The organism is Leptolyngbya sp. ST-U4, from assembly GCF_039962215.1.
Lineage (GTDB): Bacteria > Cyanobacteriota > Cyanobacteriia > Elainellales > Elainellaceae > Leptolyngbya_A.
In genome coordinates this window covers 157811-172883 of the sequence record NZ_JAMPKZ010000005.1, presented here as the reverse complement: position 1 = coordinate 172883, position 15073 = coordinate 157811, and the positions used below count along the sequence as shown (strand labels likewise).

The window sequence follows — 15073 nt, the reverse complement described above, 5'->3', positions numbered from 1 at the left end:
ATTGACCTCAAAGACACAAGCGCAGGACGGATGAAAATGGCACTAAACCGACTGCATCCTGATTTGACGCACCTCAGACGGACATCCGGGCTGACGTTTTGCCGCCAGATATTCATCCAAAATTTGGTGATAGCGTTCTCGATTGAAGACCGTATAGTGCCCCGGATAAACCGTTTCAATCGGCAGCTTTTTCAGCCGCTCAAAAGTCGAGAGATAGGTGGACACATGGCTGCAATGAAGCTGATCGAGCAGTTCGCCATCGTAGACCACATCGCCAGAAAACAGCTCTTTTGCCTGTGGGTCGTATAGGGCGATGCAACCCGGAGAATGCCCTGGAAGATGCAGCACCTCAAACACTCGATCGCCCAAATCCAGCACGTCTCCCTCGTTTAGAATATCAGTCGGCTCAGTGCCGTGTAGTGTATATTGCTCCACGGTGAATCCGGTATGAGGCAAACAGTGAAAATCTTCCTGCCGCACCCAGCCCTGATTAGGCGTACAGAGTGCCTCATAGTCATCTCCAGTTCGCAGCGCAGAGGCTTCCGCCGCATGGATTGCCCGTCGATCGAATTCGTGCATTCCGCCTGCGTGATCAAAGTGAATGTGGGAGGCGATCGCCAGCAGCGGCTTATCGATCAGCGACGCGATGTACTGCCGCAAACTGGAAACGCCCAGCCCCGTATCAATCAGCAAGTCCTGCTTTTGTCCCTTAATCAGCCACAAATTTGCTCGATTAAACCAGTAATAGTGCGGCTCGGTGATCAGATAAAGGCGATCGGAAATTTTTTGGGTCGAGAACCAGCTTTCGCAAACAGAGGGCATAGGGGTAGGTGGGTGCGTGGATAAATAAGGGGGTAGGGAGATCAGGAAATGGAAAGATGACGAGATGAGGGGATAAGGAAAATTGGTATTGCTGAATCGGGATATGAAGGGTGCAAATTTAGCTTCTGTATCGCCCCCTAAATCCCCCAATGCTGGGGGACTTTGAATTCTGGTTCCCCCCAACTTTAGGTGGCTAGTGGGGCGTATCATACTCCGATTCAGCAACGCCGGAAAATCGTGTTCTTTTAGAACTCTGCCAGCACGGTTGGGCGATCGGCGGTCTGTTGCTTGAGTCGATTCAGGGCAACCAGCGATAGAAACTCATAGCCGACCTGAGCGGCAAGCTGAGCGGTAATCTGGGCGTGATCTTGAGCGGGAAGCACTTCTACCACGTCTGCCCCGACCCAGTTTAAGCCAACGCACGATCGCAGATAAGCAAGTCCCTGAAAGCTAGTGGGTCCGCCAACTTCAGGAGTGCCTGTGCCAGGAGCGAATGCCGGATCAAAGAAATCCACATCAAAGGAAAGAAACGCTTTCGTATCACCAACTCGATCGCGCACGATCGCCCCAATTTGCGCTGGTGTGTAGCTCAGCAGCTCCGTGGTAGACAGAGCCAGGAATCCCAACTGCGTCGACAACTGCACATCGTCTTCGTCGTAAACGGGTCCACGCATTCCAATCTGAATCGATCGCTCAGGCACAATCAAGCCTTCTTCCACCGCGCGCCGAAAGGGAGTTCCGTGGGTGTAGCGATGCCCAAAGTAGCTGTCCCACAAATCGCAGTGGGCGTCAAAATGCACCAGCGAGAGGGGTCCGTGGACGGCTGCCAGTGCCCGCAGTTCTGCTAAGGTGATGCTGTGATCGCCGCCAATGCCCAGCGGAATCACACCTGCTTCAGCGATCGGCCGAACGGTGTCTGCGATTGCCGCATAGCTATCGTGAATGTAACCCGGCACGACAGGCGCATCGCCGTAGTCAATGCAGGATAGGGTGTCAAACACATCTACCTTGAGTTCCCGATTGTAGGGACGTAAAATTGCCGACGCGCTGCGAACTGCTTCGGGTCCAAACCGTGCTCCGACCTTGTAGGTCACTCCAGTATCAAACGGCAGCCCGACGATCGCCACATCCACTGCATCCAGAGTTTGAATGTGGGGCAGACGGGCAAAGGTACGAATCCCGATAAAGCGAGCAAATTCAAGGGCATTAAGAGGCTGGTAGCGCGGCACAGCAGTTTTCCTGATTTTGAAGGTGGGATCGAAGCGAATGCCTCTAGAAAGAAGACGGCAGGGGCAAACGCTCCACTGTTCGGAGAAATGTCACTTTTACACTTTTACGATTGAGTGACATTTGAGTGACATTCAACAACTTAGTCACATTCAACAACTTAGTGACAACCGTAACCGAAAACCGTTTTAATTGATACAAAGTTAATTCATCTTTGATTTATTGTTGATATCGCAAGCATTTATGAATCACTTTGCGACTTTGGCTAATTCCGGATTGCAAGTAGGATTGCACTCATGACTCAAACCCCGTTTCCGCTAGAAGTTGTGCCGCTGGATGAGGTTGATCAAGACATTATTAATCTGCTGAAGGAGGATGGACGCAAGGCATTTACCGATATTGCCAAGCAGTTGTCCCTGCCCGAATCCACCGTCCGCTATCGGGTGCAGCGATTGCTTCAGTCGAGCGTAATGCAAATCCGTGCCCAGCTTAACCCCCGCAAGCTCGGTGTCCCTCATATTGTCACGATGCGAATCAACGTCGCCTGCGATCGCATTGATGCCGTTGCAGATTTTCTATCTACCCTGCCAGAAGTGCAGTTTGTGGCGATCGTCACCGGACACTACAACATCATTATGGATGCCTGCTTTGGCACCCACGAAGACCTGTTAGCGTTGTTTAATAAGATTCAGAGAGTTCCCGGCATTATCCACTACGATTCCTGCACGATCTTAAAGCTTTTGAAATCCGAATATCAATACTCGTTCACCGAGCATTCTTGAAACTAAGGATGTCCAAGTTCTATAGGGTGTGCGGCAAATTGTTAACAGTCCTGCAAGACATTAACCTTCTTCATGCCAGAGAGTTTGTCTTAACCTGCACCCGCTAGCAGCATTGCCGCAAAAAAATAATTGTGCATTACAGGCACTTTCATCTACTAGACGCTAAAGCCCGCAAACACAATTATTTAGAAAAATGATTATTTAGAAAAACGATCGGTCTAAGCATTGGCCGCACGATAAAGGAAAAATGCTGCTGCTCAATGTGCCACAAGTCAATTTAGATCTGGAGTTTCGGGCGATCGATTTTTTTGAAGAACGACATGCATTGTTTTCAGTAATTCCTGCGCTGTGTAGGGTTTTGCGAGAAATTCAGTCGCTCCCATATTCATCACTTCCCTCACTTTTTCACTGGAAGGTAGCCCACTCAACGCAACAATTTTGACCAGCGGGTTCATTTTTCTGAGGATCTGCATTGCTGCTGAACCCGTCATATTCGGCATCATCATATCCATTAAGACGATGTCTACCTTATCCTTGTGTTCCGCAAAGACAGCAACAGCATCAATGCCATCACTGGCAGTTAAAACCTTGTAGCCAGAGGTTTCTAGGGACGTTTTTGTCACCTCTCGAATCAGGGCTTCATCATCGACGACCAGAACGAGTTCTCCATGTCCAAGCGGTTGTTCCAGATCTGCTGCCGATTGGGCTTCCACTCCCTGAATTGCGGGGAGGTAAACCTTGAATTGGGTTCCTTGTCCAACTTCGCTGTAAACGTTTAAAAATCCCCCATGACTTCTGATAATGCTATTCACCGTTGATAGTCCGAGTCCTGTTCCTTTTCCCAATTCTTTCGTGGTGAAAAAAGGATCAAAGATTTTATCAATCGCTTCAGGCGAGATACCCATCCCCGTATCGACAACAGACATCAGCACATAAGGACCAACTTTGGCATCTAAGTGAACATGGGCATAGCTTTCGTCAATGAATAAATTTTCAGCAGAGATGCTTAAGGAACCTCCTGTGGGCATGGCATCACGAGCATTGACACAAAGGTTCATCAGCACTTGGTGCAATTGCGTTGGATCAGCAGAAATCGGATGAAGATCAGGGTCAATATGGGTATGAACTCCGATCGACTTTGGAAAAGTTCCGGCAGTAACCTGCTTCACCTCTGAAATTAAATTCTGCAATTGAAGTACTTGGCGTTGACCCTCAGACCCGCGCGCAAACGCCAGAATTTGGTTAATTAATGCGGCTCCGCGTTTCGTATTCGTTTCCTGCATCTTCAGGAATTCAAGAGTCGATGCATCCGCGTCCGTTAGTTTCATCTGAAGCAGTTGGGCGATCGCGAGAATCGGCGTCAAAATGTTGTTCAGGTCATGGGCAATGCCGCCTGCCAACGTTCCCAAGCTCTCTAATCGCTGGGCATGAAGGAGCTGTTTTTCAAGCTGTTTCTTTTGAGTAATGTCTGTATTAACGACGAGGATAGATTTTAGCTGGTTCTCTCCAAACACCGCAGTCCAGCGGCTCTCGACCAAAATCTCTTTGCCATCTTTGGTCAGTTGGCGCAGCTCTCCCTGCCACTTTCCAGTTTCAAACACTACTTTTTGGATGTCTTCAAGCTGAGGAGAACTATTCGGAGCAAGAAGATGTCTGGCACTCATGGTGAATGCCTCGGCTTTCTGCCAACCGTATAGCTGTTCAGCTCCCTGATTCCAAAATAGGATTTGGTTGTTTAGATTTAATACCCAAACTGCATCGGTTGTAATGTCCAGCAGAGCAGCCTGCTCACGAATTTTCTCCTCCGATCGCTGACGTTCAATCAGTTCGGTCTGCACCTGTTGATGCAGTTCAGACTGCTGGATGGCGATCGCTAACTGGGTGGAGAGTTGCTTGAGCAGATCAAGCTCGATCGTCTGCCATTGGCGAGCATCGATACAGCTATTTGCAACGAGCAAGCCCCAAAGCTGTTCGCCCTGCACAATCGGTACAACTAAATTTGCCCGCACCTGGAGCCGAGTCAGCAGCTCAAGATGGCATGGGGAGAGATTTGCAGCACGAACATCATCGATCGCCTGGATACGCCCTTGCTGATATAGCTTGCGGTTGCCGGGCTGGATAAAGAAAGAATCGGTAACTTTGGTTCCCTCGATCGATAAAAACTCTGGAACAACGGATTCGACCGTTACTTCACCGCTCCAATCAGGTTCAAAGCGGTAGATAAACACGCGATCCGCTTGCAGAAACTGCTGAACCTCACATACGGCAGTTCTTAAAATCTCTTCTAGATTGAGCGATCGACGAATGCGCTGAGCAATTTTCGTCATCATCCGCTCACGCTCAACCTGCTGACGCAGCATTTTTTCTCGCCATTGCTGCCTTGCAAGCTCGGCAAGCTGTTCCGCCCGGCTCTGGCGCTCTTGCTTCACCCGCTCTCGATAATTGCGAAAGAAGTCAGCCAAATTCGGCTCATCTGCGAGTAGTGCGCTCAGGTTGTCCTGCACGCGCTGGTCTGCTTCGTATGCCACCTCCGGATGAAACTCCATCCAGGTATGACAAGTTTTGACATAAGCAATAAAGGCAACCAAATGCTTATAATTTGCAGCACCTAGAAAATCCTGTAAAGCACTTCGACAATGTTCTGACTGCTCGCTGTCGAGGGCAATAAAAATTGCTGCCTGTAGCAGGCTCTCTTCCATCAATGGAGTTAAGGTTGACCAGTCCAACAGCGGATAAGTTTGGGCTGAAAGTCTTCTGAGGTGAGCTTCTAGCTCCTCTGTTGAGGGTGGGGGTGCCTCCAGTAATGCTAAAACTTGCTGTGCTGCCAGCCCCAGCGGACGCAGAGTGCAGCTATGGCAAATCATGCAGTAAGGAATGCCACAAAATCGCGAAAGGTAAGCAGAAAGCTTTTCCTTAAACAGAGCAGGTAAAGGATTATAAACGTAAGCAGTGAGCGTGTGCTGCCAAAGGTTTTCTAATACCTGAGGAGCATGCTCTGCTGGCTCAAAAAATGGAGGAATGAACCCAAATGTTGCCTCTATTTCTGCCTTAATCTGTTGAGCCGATCGACCAGCACTGATAACAGATTCTTGCTTAGAAATTGTGTTAACAGAGTGCGACATAGGGATCCTCAATGAGCTTTTATCTTCGTGGATAATGGTCAAGTTTTACTGGGGAATGATGGCAAGCCTGAAGGATTTGAGCAAGGCAATTTACGCATCGACTTCAAAATTTGAGTTGTAAAAACTAATTCATTTTCGCAAGTTCCGTTTGAAAGAGATCATGCCTTGATTACTAACCGTATCGTTGAGTAATAATTCAAGAGCTAAACCTAAATACTATAGTTTTCAAAAAGAGTTTTCGAAAAGGTTAATTACGGTTTCTGCGTGGAGTACTACTGATATTTGAAGTGTAATTAGCCCAATTAAAAAGCAGTAAGCATTTCCTGAATTAATTTCTCAAAGGGAGAGAAGTTTGATAGCAATCAATCATCAAAAGGTGCAGCACGATAAAATTGTGAACTACGTCTTGAAGCGAGATTTTGTCCAGCAATCTTAATGCTTAAAGAGCTACCAATGCACCCTAAAAGGTCACTTCAAAAGGAACAAAGAGCGTTTCTTTTACCCCATTCAATGAGCTAATTTGGTTCTTCATCTACCATTGTGCAGATGAGTAACCTTTACTTGTTATGGTAACGCATACAACAGAAAATTAGCGATTTCTTACCAAACTCGTTATGATTACGCCCAGGGAAGCTGCTACGCATCGATTTTTCCCGATTCATGCCACTTCCCAGGCTGCCTGAAAGAAGTCCAGCTCACACTGCATCGCATAGCGATAGGTCGATCGGGCAAGCGGAGAGTCTACCGTGTAGCGATCGGCAAGGGCAGCAAGCTGATCGGCAAGCGGCTCAAACTCATTGCTACTGTAGATGCGAACCCAGTCAGCGTAGGCGTGATCAGGGATGCCATTCGCGGCTAGCTTTTGTCCGAGAAACGCATAGAGCTTCATGCAGGGCAGCATCGCGGCGATCGTCACTCCCACTTCCTGGCTCCAGGCTGTTGCCAGCAAAAAATCTGTATATCGACGAGTCGCAGTTCCCGGCTGCACGTCCTGTAAATTCACGCCCCACTGCGTCGCATAACTCTGGTGAAGCTGCAATTCCTGCAATACGCCTGCTGCCAAACCGTGAAACACGCCAAATCCTTTCCAATCCGGCACTTTTGCCGCCGCAATACTGTAGGCACGGGCAAACGCCTCTAGAAAAAAAGCATCCTGTCCCACGTAATAGGCAAAGTTTGACCTCGGTAAACTGCCGTTGCCAATTCCCTGCACAAAAGCGTTATTGAGACAGCCGATCGCCAAATCCTGATTAGCTTCCCAAAGTTCCGCCGCGATGCTCATGATGATCTTGAATGAAAGTCAGATCTTAATATAGGCGGTTACTAGTTAATTGAGGCGGTTAAATCGGCAGCCGTCACAATTCATCTTCCGGCAACCAATCCTCATTGAGAACTCGCTCAATCGTGTAAGGACATTCTTCGGGAAAGGTGAAAATTGCCAGACCTGTTTGCTTCGCTGCCTGTTGTCGGGCCCGATCGTAGCTTGCCTGAAGCTGCTCTGCTGCATAGTTTTTCAGGCTGGGACTATCTTCGATCGCCAAGTTAATCTGAGTCCGCGCATCAGTAATTGAGTCGAGCCAGCTATCCGATCGTCTCTGCGGCTGATACTGCCATTTGAGTAGGTGGAGCAAAAGACGGACAAGTTGACTCGTTATTCCTCTCCGTTCCCGCTTGCCCAAATCTTCAACCTCGTCGATCAAATGCTCAATATCAATCTCATGCCAGCGGCGATCGCGCAGTTGCTGCACAGTTTGATTGATCCATTGGTTGAAGTCGATCGAGTCAGTTTCGGGCATGGCTAGTTTGCTAGATTATTCCATCCAGAATCTAAATTAAATATTCCTTGGCTCAACTTTAGCTAAAAAACTGACAAAGCCTTCAATGCTTGCCATAGGCTTATCGGGTGAGAAAGTTCAACAACTTCAACCGCAGATCTACAAGTCTGCATAACGATTGAGATGAGCGGCAACAGATAAACTTAAACTTGCTCCACGAATTCCGGGCTGTCCGCTCCATCGAGGGGTTAGCCCGTAAATTCTACGCTAGCCACCTCACGACACCAACGATGAAATCCCAACAGCATTCTCGCACAGCGAACCTCAATCACTGTATCTATCCAGTTCTGGTGACTTAGAAACTCACCGTGTCGAACAAAATCTCCCTCTACCCGGTGTACTCCAGCAAAATCTTGCAACTGTGTAGGTGCAAAGGCTGAAATGGACTTAATGCTTCCTAATATACGACCCGTTTGGGAGTAGCTGATCCCAATTGTCACCTTTGCAAACTGCCAATTGAGTGAACAACGCTGACAATCCCAGTCGCCCATAACAACCACTAAATCATCGTTGTTACTCCAAGGGTAAAGAGGTGCATAGTCATTCATCCGACTAAGTTCAACCTCTGCCGAGCTACCAACACAGTAATCTCTTGCAGAGTTCTGTCGGTCTACGGTGAATAGCTTTGTTTGAATCCTAGCTTCAGATTGAGCATGACAACGGAGGCAGTGCAGCTTTCCAACAACATAGACAAAAAGCCCCATCCTAACCCTCCAAATACTGCCTTACCCGCAACCTCAAACTAGCTCAACTTGGTGCACCAAAACAGAAGCTTCATGTATTGTTCTCACTAAAAGAATGAGATGAGGGCTCCTAAGAAATTAGATTTTTAGCGAGCATAAATACTTGTATCGCCTCACAGTAGATGATTTTGATCGATCGCGATCGCCCGCTGGAGCAACTGCATCGCCTCGCCCGAACAGTAGTATTGCGACCAAAGAAAAACTCTGATGGCGTGAAGGGTGGCTACCTACATTCTCTAATCGATCGGGGGCGATCGCTTCGCGCAGCCGCTTCGGCGGATCACTCTTCATGGATTCGGTTGCAGCTTAGTAAAACAAAAAGAGCGCAGATTGCTCTACGCCCTAATTGATTATTCAGATTACTTGAGAATAAGTTAAACCTGAACCATTCCGCCTGCTGCCTGGTATCGGGCACGAGCGCGACGAACGTTTCTTTCTGCCTGGAATTGCTCCTGGCGGGAACCGCTACCGCGCACCTGATTGAGCTTTGCCTCGGCTTCGCTGTAAGCAGTCCGGGCAGCCTCACGATCGATCCCATCCCCCCGCTCTGCAGCATTCACCAGAATCGTGACTTCATCCGATTCGACTTCAGCAAATCCGCCCATGAGTGCGATCGCAGTCCAGTCTTTGCCAGCCCGCACCCGCATTACGCCAACATCAAGCGCAGAAAGCAAGGGAGCGTGACCAGGAAGAATTCCAAGCTGTCCGGTCGTACTGGGCAAAATCACTTCTTCTGCCGTTGAATCCCAAACCGTTTTATCTGGAGCGACAACACGAACTGTTAGTGGCATAGTTTTCCTCAGCGTTCAATCGGGCAGATTCAGGCATCAGAGCTAGTGTTCCAATGCCCGAACCGTTTCACCCTTACTTCCCTTCAGACTTGAGCTTTTCACCCTTGGCGACCGCTTCATCAATGTCGCCCACCAGATAGAATGCCTGCTCTGGCAGATCATCCAACTGACCGGAGAGGATCATCTGGAAGCCCTTGATCGTTTTTTCCAGGGTGACGTACTTACCAGGCGCACCGGTAAATACTTCTGCTACGAAGAACGGCTGCGACAGGAATCGCTCGATCTTGCGGGCACGGGCCACAATCAAACGATCGTCTTCTGACAGCTCATCCAGACCCAGGATTGCGATGATGTCCTGAAGCTCTTTGTAACGCTGAAGCGTCGACTGCACCGATCGCGCCGTGTTGTAGTGCTCATCGCCTACAATGCCGGGCTGGAGCATGGTCGAGGTGGAATCGAGCGGGTCTACTGCCGGGTAGATTCCTTTTGCTGCCAGACCACGAGAGAGTACGGTGGTTCCGTCGAGGTGAGCAAAGGTGGTTGCCGGAGCGGGGTCGGTCAAGTCGTCCGCAGGCACGTAAACTGCCTGAATCGACGTAATCGAACCCTCGGTGGTGGAGGTGATGCGCTCTTGCAGGTCGCCCACATCCGTTCCCAGAGTCGGCTGGTATCCTACCGCAGAAGGCATCCGTCCGAGCAGAGCCGATACTTCGGAACCTGCCTGAACGAAGCGGAAGATGTTGTCAACGAATAGCAGTACGTCCTGCTTGTTCACGTCGCGGAAGTATTCTGCCATCGTCAGACCCGACAGACCGACGCGCATTCTAGCACCCGGCGGTTCGTTCATCTGACCGTAGACCAGCGCGATTTTCGAGTTCTCAGGGTTTTCTTTGTCGATTACCCCAGACTCGATCATTTCGTTGTAAAGGTCATTGCCTTCGCGAGTCCGCTCACCTACCCCTGCAAACACAGACACACCACCGTGCTGGGTTGCAATGTTGTTGATCAGCTCCATCATAATGACGGTCTTGCCCACGCCCGCACCGCCAAACAGACCGATCTTGCCGCCCCGACGGTAGGGGGTCAGCAGGTCGATCACTTTGATGCCTGTTTCAAACACAGAGGGCTTGGTTTCCAGGTCGGTCAGCTTGGGAGCTGCACGGTGAATCGGAGAAGTTTCTTCTGCGTTGACCGGACCTTTATTGTCTACCGGTTCGCCCAGCACGTTAAAAATTCGACCGAGGGTGGCTTTACCCACGGGCACACTAATAGGCGCACCCGTATCGTACGCTTCCATACCGCGCACCAAGCCATCGGTGGTGCTCATTGCCACTGCACGAATCTGGTTGTCGCCCAGAAGCTGCTGTACCTCGCAGGTAACGGCAACATCTGCGCCTGCGGTGTTTCTGCCCGTCACGCGCAGCGCGTTGTAGATCCGGGGCATTTGTCCCGCCGGGAACCGGACATCGACTACGGGACCAATAATTTGTGTAATGTAACCAACGTTGGTTTTTTCTGCTGTGGTGACCATGCTTGCGCCTATCGTGTGATCAGCTTAATAAAAGGTTGAAAACAGCCTGAACGTTTGAAATTCGCCAACCTCAGCTTATCACCCAAGGGATCACTAAAAAATAGTAAAAAATGTGGCAGCAGGATAAATCAGAGCTAGAGAAAATCGGCGATCGACCGCAGGTAAAGGCTTTTGGGGCGATCGGCTCTCTTAAAAAATTTTAGGTAAAAATACTCGCTGCCGTTCTGCCGTGGGTGAACCAGGAAGGCTAGCTCAAATGATAAGCTTTTTTTATGTTACTGAATTTGAAGCGATTTGAGAGGCGGGGCGGTTGCCATCTGACGCGCCATATCAAGGATATTTTGCCGCTCTGCTGCGAGGAAACTCACGGTGTAAGTCATCCCATCCTGCTGCCACATTAAAGAAGAGAAATCTGAGGGCGGCGCTTGGTTGCTTCCTTCCATTAAATATCCACGCACACCTTCTATTAGCGTAATCGGGGCTGCCATTGCCTGATGTCGGCTGAGTTCGCGCTGCGCATTAGCAGAGGTAGCCAGTTCGGCGGCAAAGCTCCCCACCAAGCAGGGAAATTGTCCCCGCTCGCAGGTGAACAGGCTAATTGTGAGGCGAGGCGGTGTTGTGGTGGGCAACACTTTCACAATTAAGGTATTTGGATCTAGCTCACCCAGACCTCCGAGCAGAATTTGGGACGGTAAACGCATTTCGGCACGGGGCGGGATTGCTTGCCGAATTTGCTCTAGATAGGGTGAAAAAAGTTCTGCGGGACGGGCGGCGGCGCGGTTAACGAATGCGGCGATCGATAAACTCAGAATCGAAACACTCAGGACAGCCCTGCTCAAACCACTTGCCCGACTTTTAAGCTGCATTCTTGCACCCCTCGTCATTGCGCTTTCTCACGATTATCTCAGAAGAAAAATAAGAAATCTGATTACACCTAGAAAAATAACAAGCTTGAATCAGCTAACGAAACGGGGTTCATCGGCAAAATGGGAAGGAGCCTCGGTTTCGTTCGTTTGAATTCCTTGCCAAGATTTTTGTATTTCTGGCGGCAATTTATCTACTTTGCTAAAGACTAAATTGTCTCTAATATTTATCCGGTTAATCTCTTCCGTAAAGATTACCGAGCCACGGAACGTTATTCCAATTTCTAAACTGTTAGCTTTATAGAATTCATAACCATCTGCAACTTTCTTTCCTATGGGTCGCACTCCTACCCTGACCTTCGATCGCGGAACGCTTATTTTACATCCGCCACCCCGTGGAAAAGCCTGGGTTGACTTTGCCACCTGGGACGATCGCATTGAGAAGTTTCGGATTCCGGCAATTCAGTATTCTGAGCTGATCGATCGCCTCAAGGCTGAAGCGGTTGCCTTTAATAATTCTGTGCCTGATTTTGCTTCGGTGAATCTGGCGGCGAAGCTCGAGCGTCAGCCCTATCCGCATCAGCAAGAGGCCCTCTCTGCCTGGATTGCGGCTCAGCGGCGAGGAGTGGTCGTGCTGCCCACAGCGGCGGGAAAAACCTATCTGGCGCAGATGGCGATGCAGGCAACGGGTTGCAGTACGCTGATCACAGTTCCAACGCTGGACTTGATGCACCAGTGGTATGCCCATCTGCTAGCGGCGTTTCCCGATGCAGAAGTCGGATTGCTGGGGGGCGGTTCCCGCGATCGATCGCCTATCCTCGTTGCCACTTATGACAGTGCTGCAATTCATGCCGAATCACTGGGAAACCGCTACGAACTGCTAATTTGCGATGAGTGCCACCATTTGCCGAGCGACTTTAATCGAGTGATTGCAGAATTTACGATCGCTCCCTATCGGCTGGGACTGACGGCAACTCCGGATCGATCAGACGGTAGACACGCGGATCTGGATCTGCTACTGGGAAAGGTAGTGTATCGCCGCACAGCCGAAGAGCTTGCTGGAAAAGCTTTGGCACACCATGAGATTGTGCAAATTAAGGTGGAACTTTCGGAGCAGGAGCGCAGCCGCTACGATACGCTGATTCAAACGCGCAACAGCTTTTTGCAGCGGATGAATGTGCGGTTGGGGTCGCTGGATGGCTGGCAGCGATTTGTGCAGGTAAGTGCCCAATCTCAGGCGGGACGGCGGGCAATGCTGGCACACCGAGAAGCGCGATCGATCGCTCTAGGAACCGAAGGCAAACTGCGCGTGTTAGCCGATTTGCTGGCGCAACACTATCCTGAGCAAACGCTGATTTTTACGAACGACAACGCGACGGTTTACCGAATCTCACAATCATTCCTGATCCCGGCAATTACGCACCAAACGCCTGTGAAAGAACGCCACGAGATTTTGCAGCACTTCCGCGAAGGAACCTATAAAACGCTGGTCGCTTCCCATGTGCTGAACGAAGGCGTAGATGTTCCTGAAGCGAGCGTTGCAATTCTGCTATCGGGAACGGGTTCAGCGCGGGAGTATATTCAGCGGTTAGGACGGATTTTGCGAAAAGGACAGGATCAAAAGCGAGCAATTCTCTATGAAGTTGTCGCGGAAGAAACCACCGAAGAAAACGTTTCTCGCCGTCGCCGTGCGCCCGCCCCGTCCTATCAGCCCAATCCACCCACACAGCTAGAGCTAGTCCCCACTCGATTACCCCAGAGGGAGAACGGCGAAGCCTCGCCCTATGAGGTTGCGCCATACCGCGCTGCGGAAACTGCTGGACAGTGGAAGGTTAACGAAGAGAACGAAGGAGACGAGTGAAGCGGTGAAGGATCAACCCTCTGGCGATCGCGACAGGATGATAGCAGGATGACGCTAACTACCTATGGAAGCCTTTGTACAGAAGTGTATGAGCTTACCAAACCTGTCACTGGGGAATATGTTGATGTTCCTTATTTCATACAGCATCTCTCCCAAATTGACGGAAGAATTTTAGAGGGAATGGTTGGTACAGGACGCTTACTCATTCCTCTACTAGAGGCGGGGCTGAATGTCGAGGGAATTGACGCATCAGCCGATATGCTTACCGCTTGCAAACGAAATTGCGCAGCCAGAGGTTTAAAGCCTGCGCTTTATCAGGGTTCGATAGAAAACCTGGATCTTCCGGGTAAGTTTAGTGCGATTGTTGTGACTTTTGGTTCGTTTATGCTGCTAGGAAATCGCACAGCAGCGATCGCGGCATTACAAGCATTTGCTAGGCATTTAGAACCTAATGGAAAAATCTTTATCGATTTAGAATTACCTGTTGGCTCTTTCAAAACAGAAAACATTGTGCAACAGCGAGAGCCCATTACTTGCTTAGATGGCGCAGTCATTGTCATGCAAACATCATCCTGGATTGATTGGATAGCGCAAGTTGAGCATACGCTCATTCGATACGAGAAATGGAAACATGGAAAGCTGATCAATACAGAATTACAGCATCTTCCGCTGCACTGGTTTGGGCGCGAAGAATTTATGATGTGTCTGCGAGAGTGTGGATACACCAATATCACGCTTTGTGCAAATTACAGAGATGGATTAGAACCGAGTTCCTACCATGACCAGCTCTGTTTCTCAGCCACTCTTGCCTAAAGTAATGCAGGAGTTCGGCAATCTCGAATAACCTGATCGGTTTGACCGTACTGCCCTCAATGAAAACACTGCCTAGAATAACAATTAAGGAACAGGTGAAACGCTTGTTCAATTACTAAACCATTGAAAAATTGATTAGAGGAAGAACCCTATGGCAATCATTCGATGGAATCCCTGGCAGGAAATTGACACGCTTCAACGTCAGTTCGACCGCCTCTTTGCGGATACGATCGCTCCCACAGTTGGTGACGACTGGAAGACATTTGGCAGAATGCCGGCGGCAGAACTGAGCGAAACCGAAGATGCAGTTCAGCTCAAGCTTGAAGTTCCGGGTGTGGATGCCAAAGACCTCAACGTTGAAGTTACTGAGGATATAGTTTCGATCAAAGGTGAGCGCAAGTCTGAGACTCGCTCTGAAGATAAAGGAATGAGCCGCAGCGAGTTCTACTATGGAACATTCCAGCGCGTGATTCCGCTGCCTGCACGAATTCAAAATACGCAGGTTCAAGCCGAATACAAAGACGGCATTCTTCACCTGACCCTGCCTAAACAGCAGGAAGAGCGCAACAAAGTCGTCAAAGTGGAACTGAACTAATCGACGAATCGACGGATGCGCTAAATGATTCGATGAGCCGCTAGAAATTGATTCAGGTCATCCTGTTTGAATCAGGGCGGTCTGCAAA

At 49.6% G+C, this 15073-nt stretch carries 14 protein-coding genes; 4 read left to right on the top strand and 10 right to left on the bottom strand.

Annotation, left to right across the window (positions count from 1 at the left end):
• Positions 1-42 precede the first annotated feature (42 nt).
• Positions 43-822 (bottom strand): MBL fold metallo-hydrolase, encoded by a 780-nt coding sequence (locus tag NDA02_RS11210; protein ID WP_190793974.1) that lies wholly within the window; start codon positions 820-822, stop codon positions 43-45.
• A 245-nt stretch (positions 823-1067) separates the two neighbouring features.
• Positions 1068-2051 (bottom strand): agmatinase, encoded by a 984-nt coding sequence (gene speB / locus NDA02_RS11205; protein WP_190793973.1) that lies wholly within the window; start codon positions 2049-2051, stop codon positions 1068-1070.
• A gap of 294 nt (positions 2052-2345) precedes the next feature.
• Here speB and NDA02_RS11200 point away from each other — a divergent pair, with 294 nt between their 5' ends.
• Positions 2346-2831, top strand: coding sequence for an Lrp/AsnC family transcriptional regulator (locus NDA02_RS11200; protein WP_190793972.1), 486 nt, complete (start codon positions 2346-2348; stop codon positions 2829-2831).
• A gap of 272 nt (positions 2832-3103) precedes the next feature.
• On the opposite strand, the gene NDA02_RS11195 is transcribed toward NDA02_RS11200, so the two are convergent.
• The 8 genes from NDA02_RS11195 to NDA02_RS11160 form a co-directional block, all read right to left on the bottom strand.
• Positions 3104-5953 carry a response regulator gene (locus tag NDA02_RS11195; RefSeq protein WP_199296786.1) on the bottom strand — a complete coding sequence of 950 codons (2850 nt, stop codon included), beginning with the start codon at positions 5951-5953 and terminating at the stop codon, positions 3104-3106.
• Positions 5954-6611: 658 nt separating this feature from the next.
• Positions 6612-7235, bottom strand: a complete 624-nt coding sequence (locus tag NDA02_RS11190) for a TenA family protein (RefSeq protein ID WP_190793971.1) — start codon at positions 7233-7235, stop codon at positions 6612-6614.
• A gap of 73 nt (positions 7236-7308) precedes the next feature.
• Positions 7309-7749 carry a DUF29 domain-containing protein gene (locus tag NDA02_RS11185; protein ID WP_190793970.1) on the bottom strand — a complete coding sequence of 147 codons (441 nt, stop codon included), beginning with the start codon at positions 7747-7749 and terminating at the stop codon, positions 7309-7311.
• Between the two features lie 227 nt (positions 7750-7976).
• Complete coding sequence (locus NDA02_RS11180; protein ID WP_348254977.1) at positions 7977-8492, bottom strand: hypothetical protein; 516 nt, start codon at positions 8490-8492, stop codon at positions 7977-7979.
• 117 nt (positions 8493-8609) lie between these two features.
• Positions 8610-8822, bottom strand: coding sequence for a hypothetical protein (locus NDA02_RS11175; protein WP_190793969.1), 213 nt, complete (start codon positions 8820-8822; stop codon positions 8610-8612).
• An 83-nt stretch (positions 8823-8905) separates the two neighbouring features.
• On the bottom strand, positions 8906-9322 hold the full coding sequence (gene atpC / locus NDA02_RS11170; protein ID WP_190793968.1) for an ATP synthase F1 subunit epsilon: 417 nt from the start codon (positions 9320-9322) through the stop codon (positions 8906-8908).
• A 73-nt stretch (positions 9323-9395) separates the two neighbouring features.
• Entirely contained in the window at positions 9396-10853 is a 1458-nt protein-coding gene (gene atpD / locus NDA02_RS11165; RefSeq protein WP_190793967.1) for a F0F1 ATP synthase subunit beta, read from the bottom strand.
• Between the two features lie 275 nt (positions 10854-11128).
• On the bottom strand, positions 11129-11737 hold the full coding sequence (locus tag NDA02_RS11160; protein ID WP_348254976.1) for a hypothetical protein: 609 nt from the start codon (positions 11735-11737) through the stop codon (positions 11129-11131).
• Positions 11738-12050: 313 nt separating this feature from the next.
• Here NDA02_RS11160 and NDA02_RS11155 point away from each other — a divergent pair, with 313 nt between their 5' ends.
• The 3 genes from NDA02_RS11155 to NDA02_RS11145 all read left to right on the top strand — a co-directional run bounded on the left by NDA02_RS11155 (position 12051) and on the right by NDA02_RS11145 (position 14985).
• Entirely contained in the window at positions 12051-13577 is a 1527-nt protein-coding gene (locus NDA02_RS11155) for a DEAD/DEAH box helicase family protein (RefSeq protein WP_190789616.1), read from the top strand.
• 84 nt (positions 13578-13661) lie between these two features.
• Complete coding sequence (locus NDA02_RS11150; RefSeq protein WP_348254974.1) at positions 13662-14390, top strand: class I SAM-dependent methyltransferase; 729 nt, start codon at positions 13662-13664, stop codon at positions 14388-14390.
• A gap of 151 nt (positions 14391-14541) precedes the next feature.
• Positions 14542-14985: an Hsp20/alpha crystallin family protein gene (locus tag NDA02_RS11145; protein WP_190791685.1), complete on the top strand. Its 444-nt coding sequence runs from the start codon at positions 14542-14544 to the stop codon at positions 14983-14985.
• Positions 14986-15073 lie beyond the last annotated feature (88 nt).

Excerpts from the sequence above, each read along its gene's own strand:
- NDA02_RS11210 (WP_190793974.1), bottom strand. The coding sequence starts at position 822 with ATGCCCTCTGTTTGCGAAAGCTGGTTCTCGACCCAAAAAATTTCCGAT.
- NDA02_RS11200 (WP_190793972.1), top strand. The coding sequence starts at position 2,346 with ATGACTCAAACCCCGTTTCCGCTAGAAGTTGTGCCGCTGGATGAGGTT.
- NDA02_RS11195 (WP_199296786.1), bottom strand. The coding sequence starts at position 5,953 with ATGTCGCACTCTGTTAACACAATTTCTAAGCAAGAATCTGTTATCAGT.
- NDA02_RS11190 (WP_190793971.1), bottom strand. The coding sequence starts at position 7,235 with ATGAGCATCGCGGCGGAACTTTGGGAAGCTAATCAGGATTTGGCGATC.
- NDA02_RS11185 (WP_190793970.1), bottom strand. The coding sequence starts at position 7,749 with ATGCCCGAAACTGACTCGATCGACTTCAACCAATGGATCAATCAAACT.
- NDA02_RS11180 (WP_348254977.1), bottom strand. The coding sequence starts at position 8,492 with ATGGGGCTTTTTGTCTATGTTGTTGGAAAGCTGCACTGCCTCCGTTGT.
- NDA02_RS11175 (WP_190793969.1), bottom strand. The coding sequence starts at position 8,822 with ATGAAGAGTGATCCGCCGAAGCGGCTGCGCGAAGCGATCGCCCCCGAT.
- atpC (WP_190793968.1), bottom strand. The coding sequence starts at position 9,322 with ATGCCACTAACAGTTCGTGTTGTCGCTCCAGATAAAACGGTTTGGGAT.
- atpD (WP_190793967.1), bottom strand. The coding sequence starts at position 10,853 with ATGGTCACCACAGCAGAAAAAACCAACGTTGGTTACATTACACAAATT.
- NDA02_RS11160 (WP_348254976.1), bottom strand. The coding sequence starts at position 11,737 with ATGACGAGGGGTGCAAGAATGCAGCTTAAAAGTCGGGCAAGTGGTTTG.
- NDA02_RS11155 (WP_190789616.1), top strand. The coding sequence starts at position 12,051 with ATGGGTCGCACTCCTACCCTGACCTTCGATCGCGGAACGCTTATTTTA.
- NDA02_RS11145 (WP_190791685.1), top strand. The coding sequence starts at position 14,542 with ATGGCAATCATTCGATGGAATCCCTGGCAGGAAATTGACACGCTTCAA.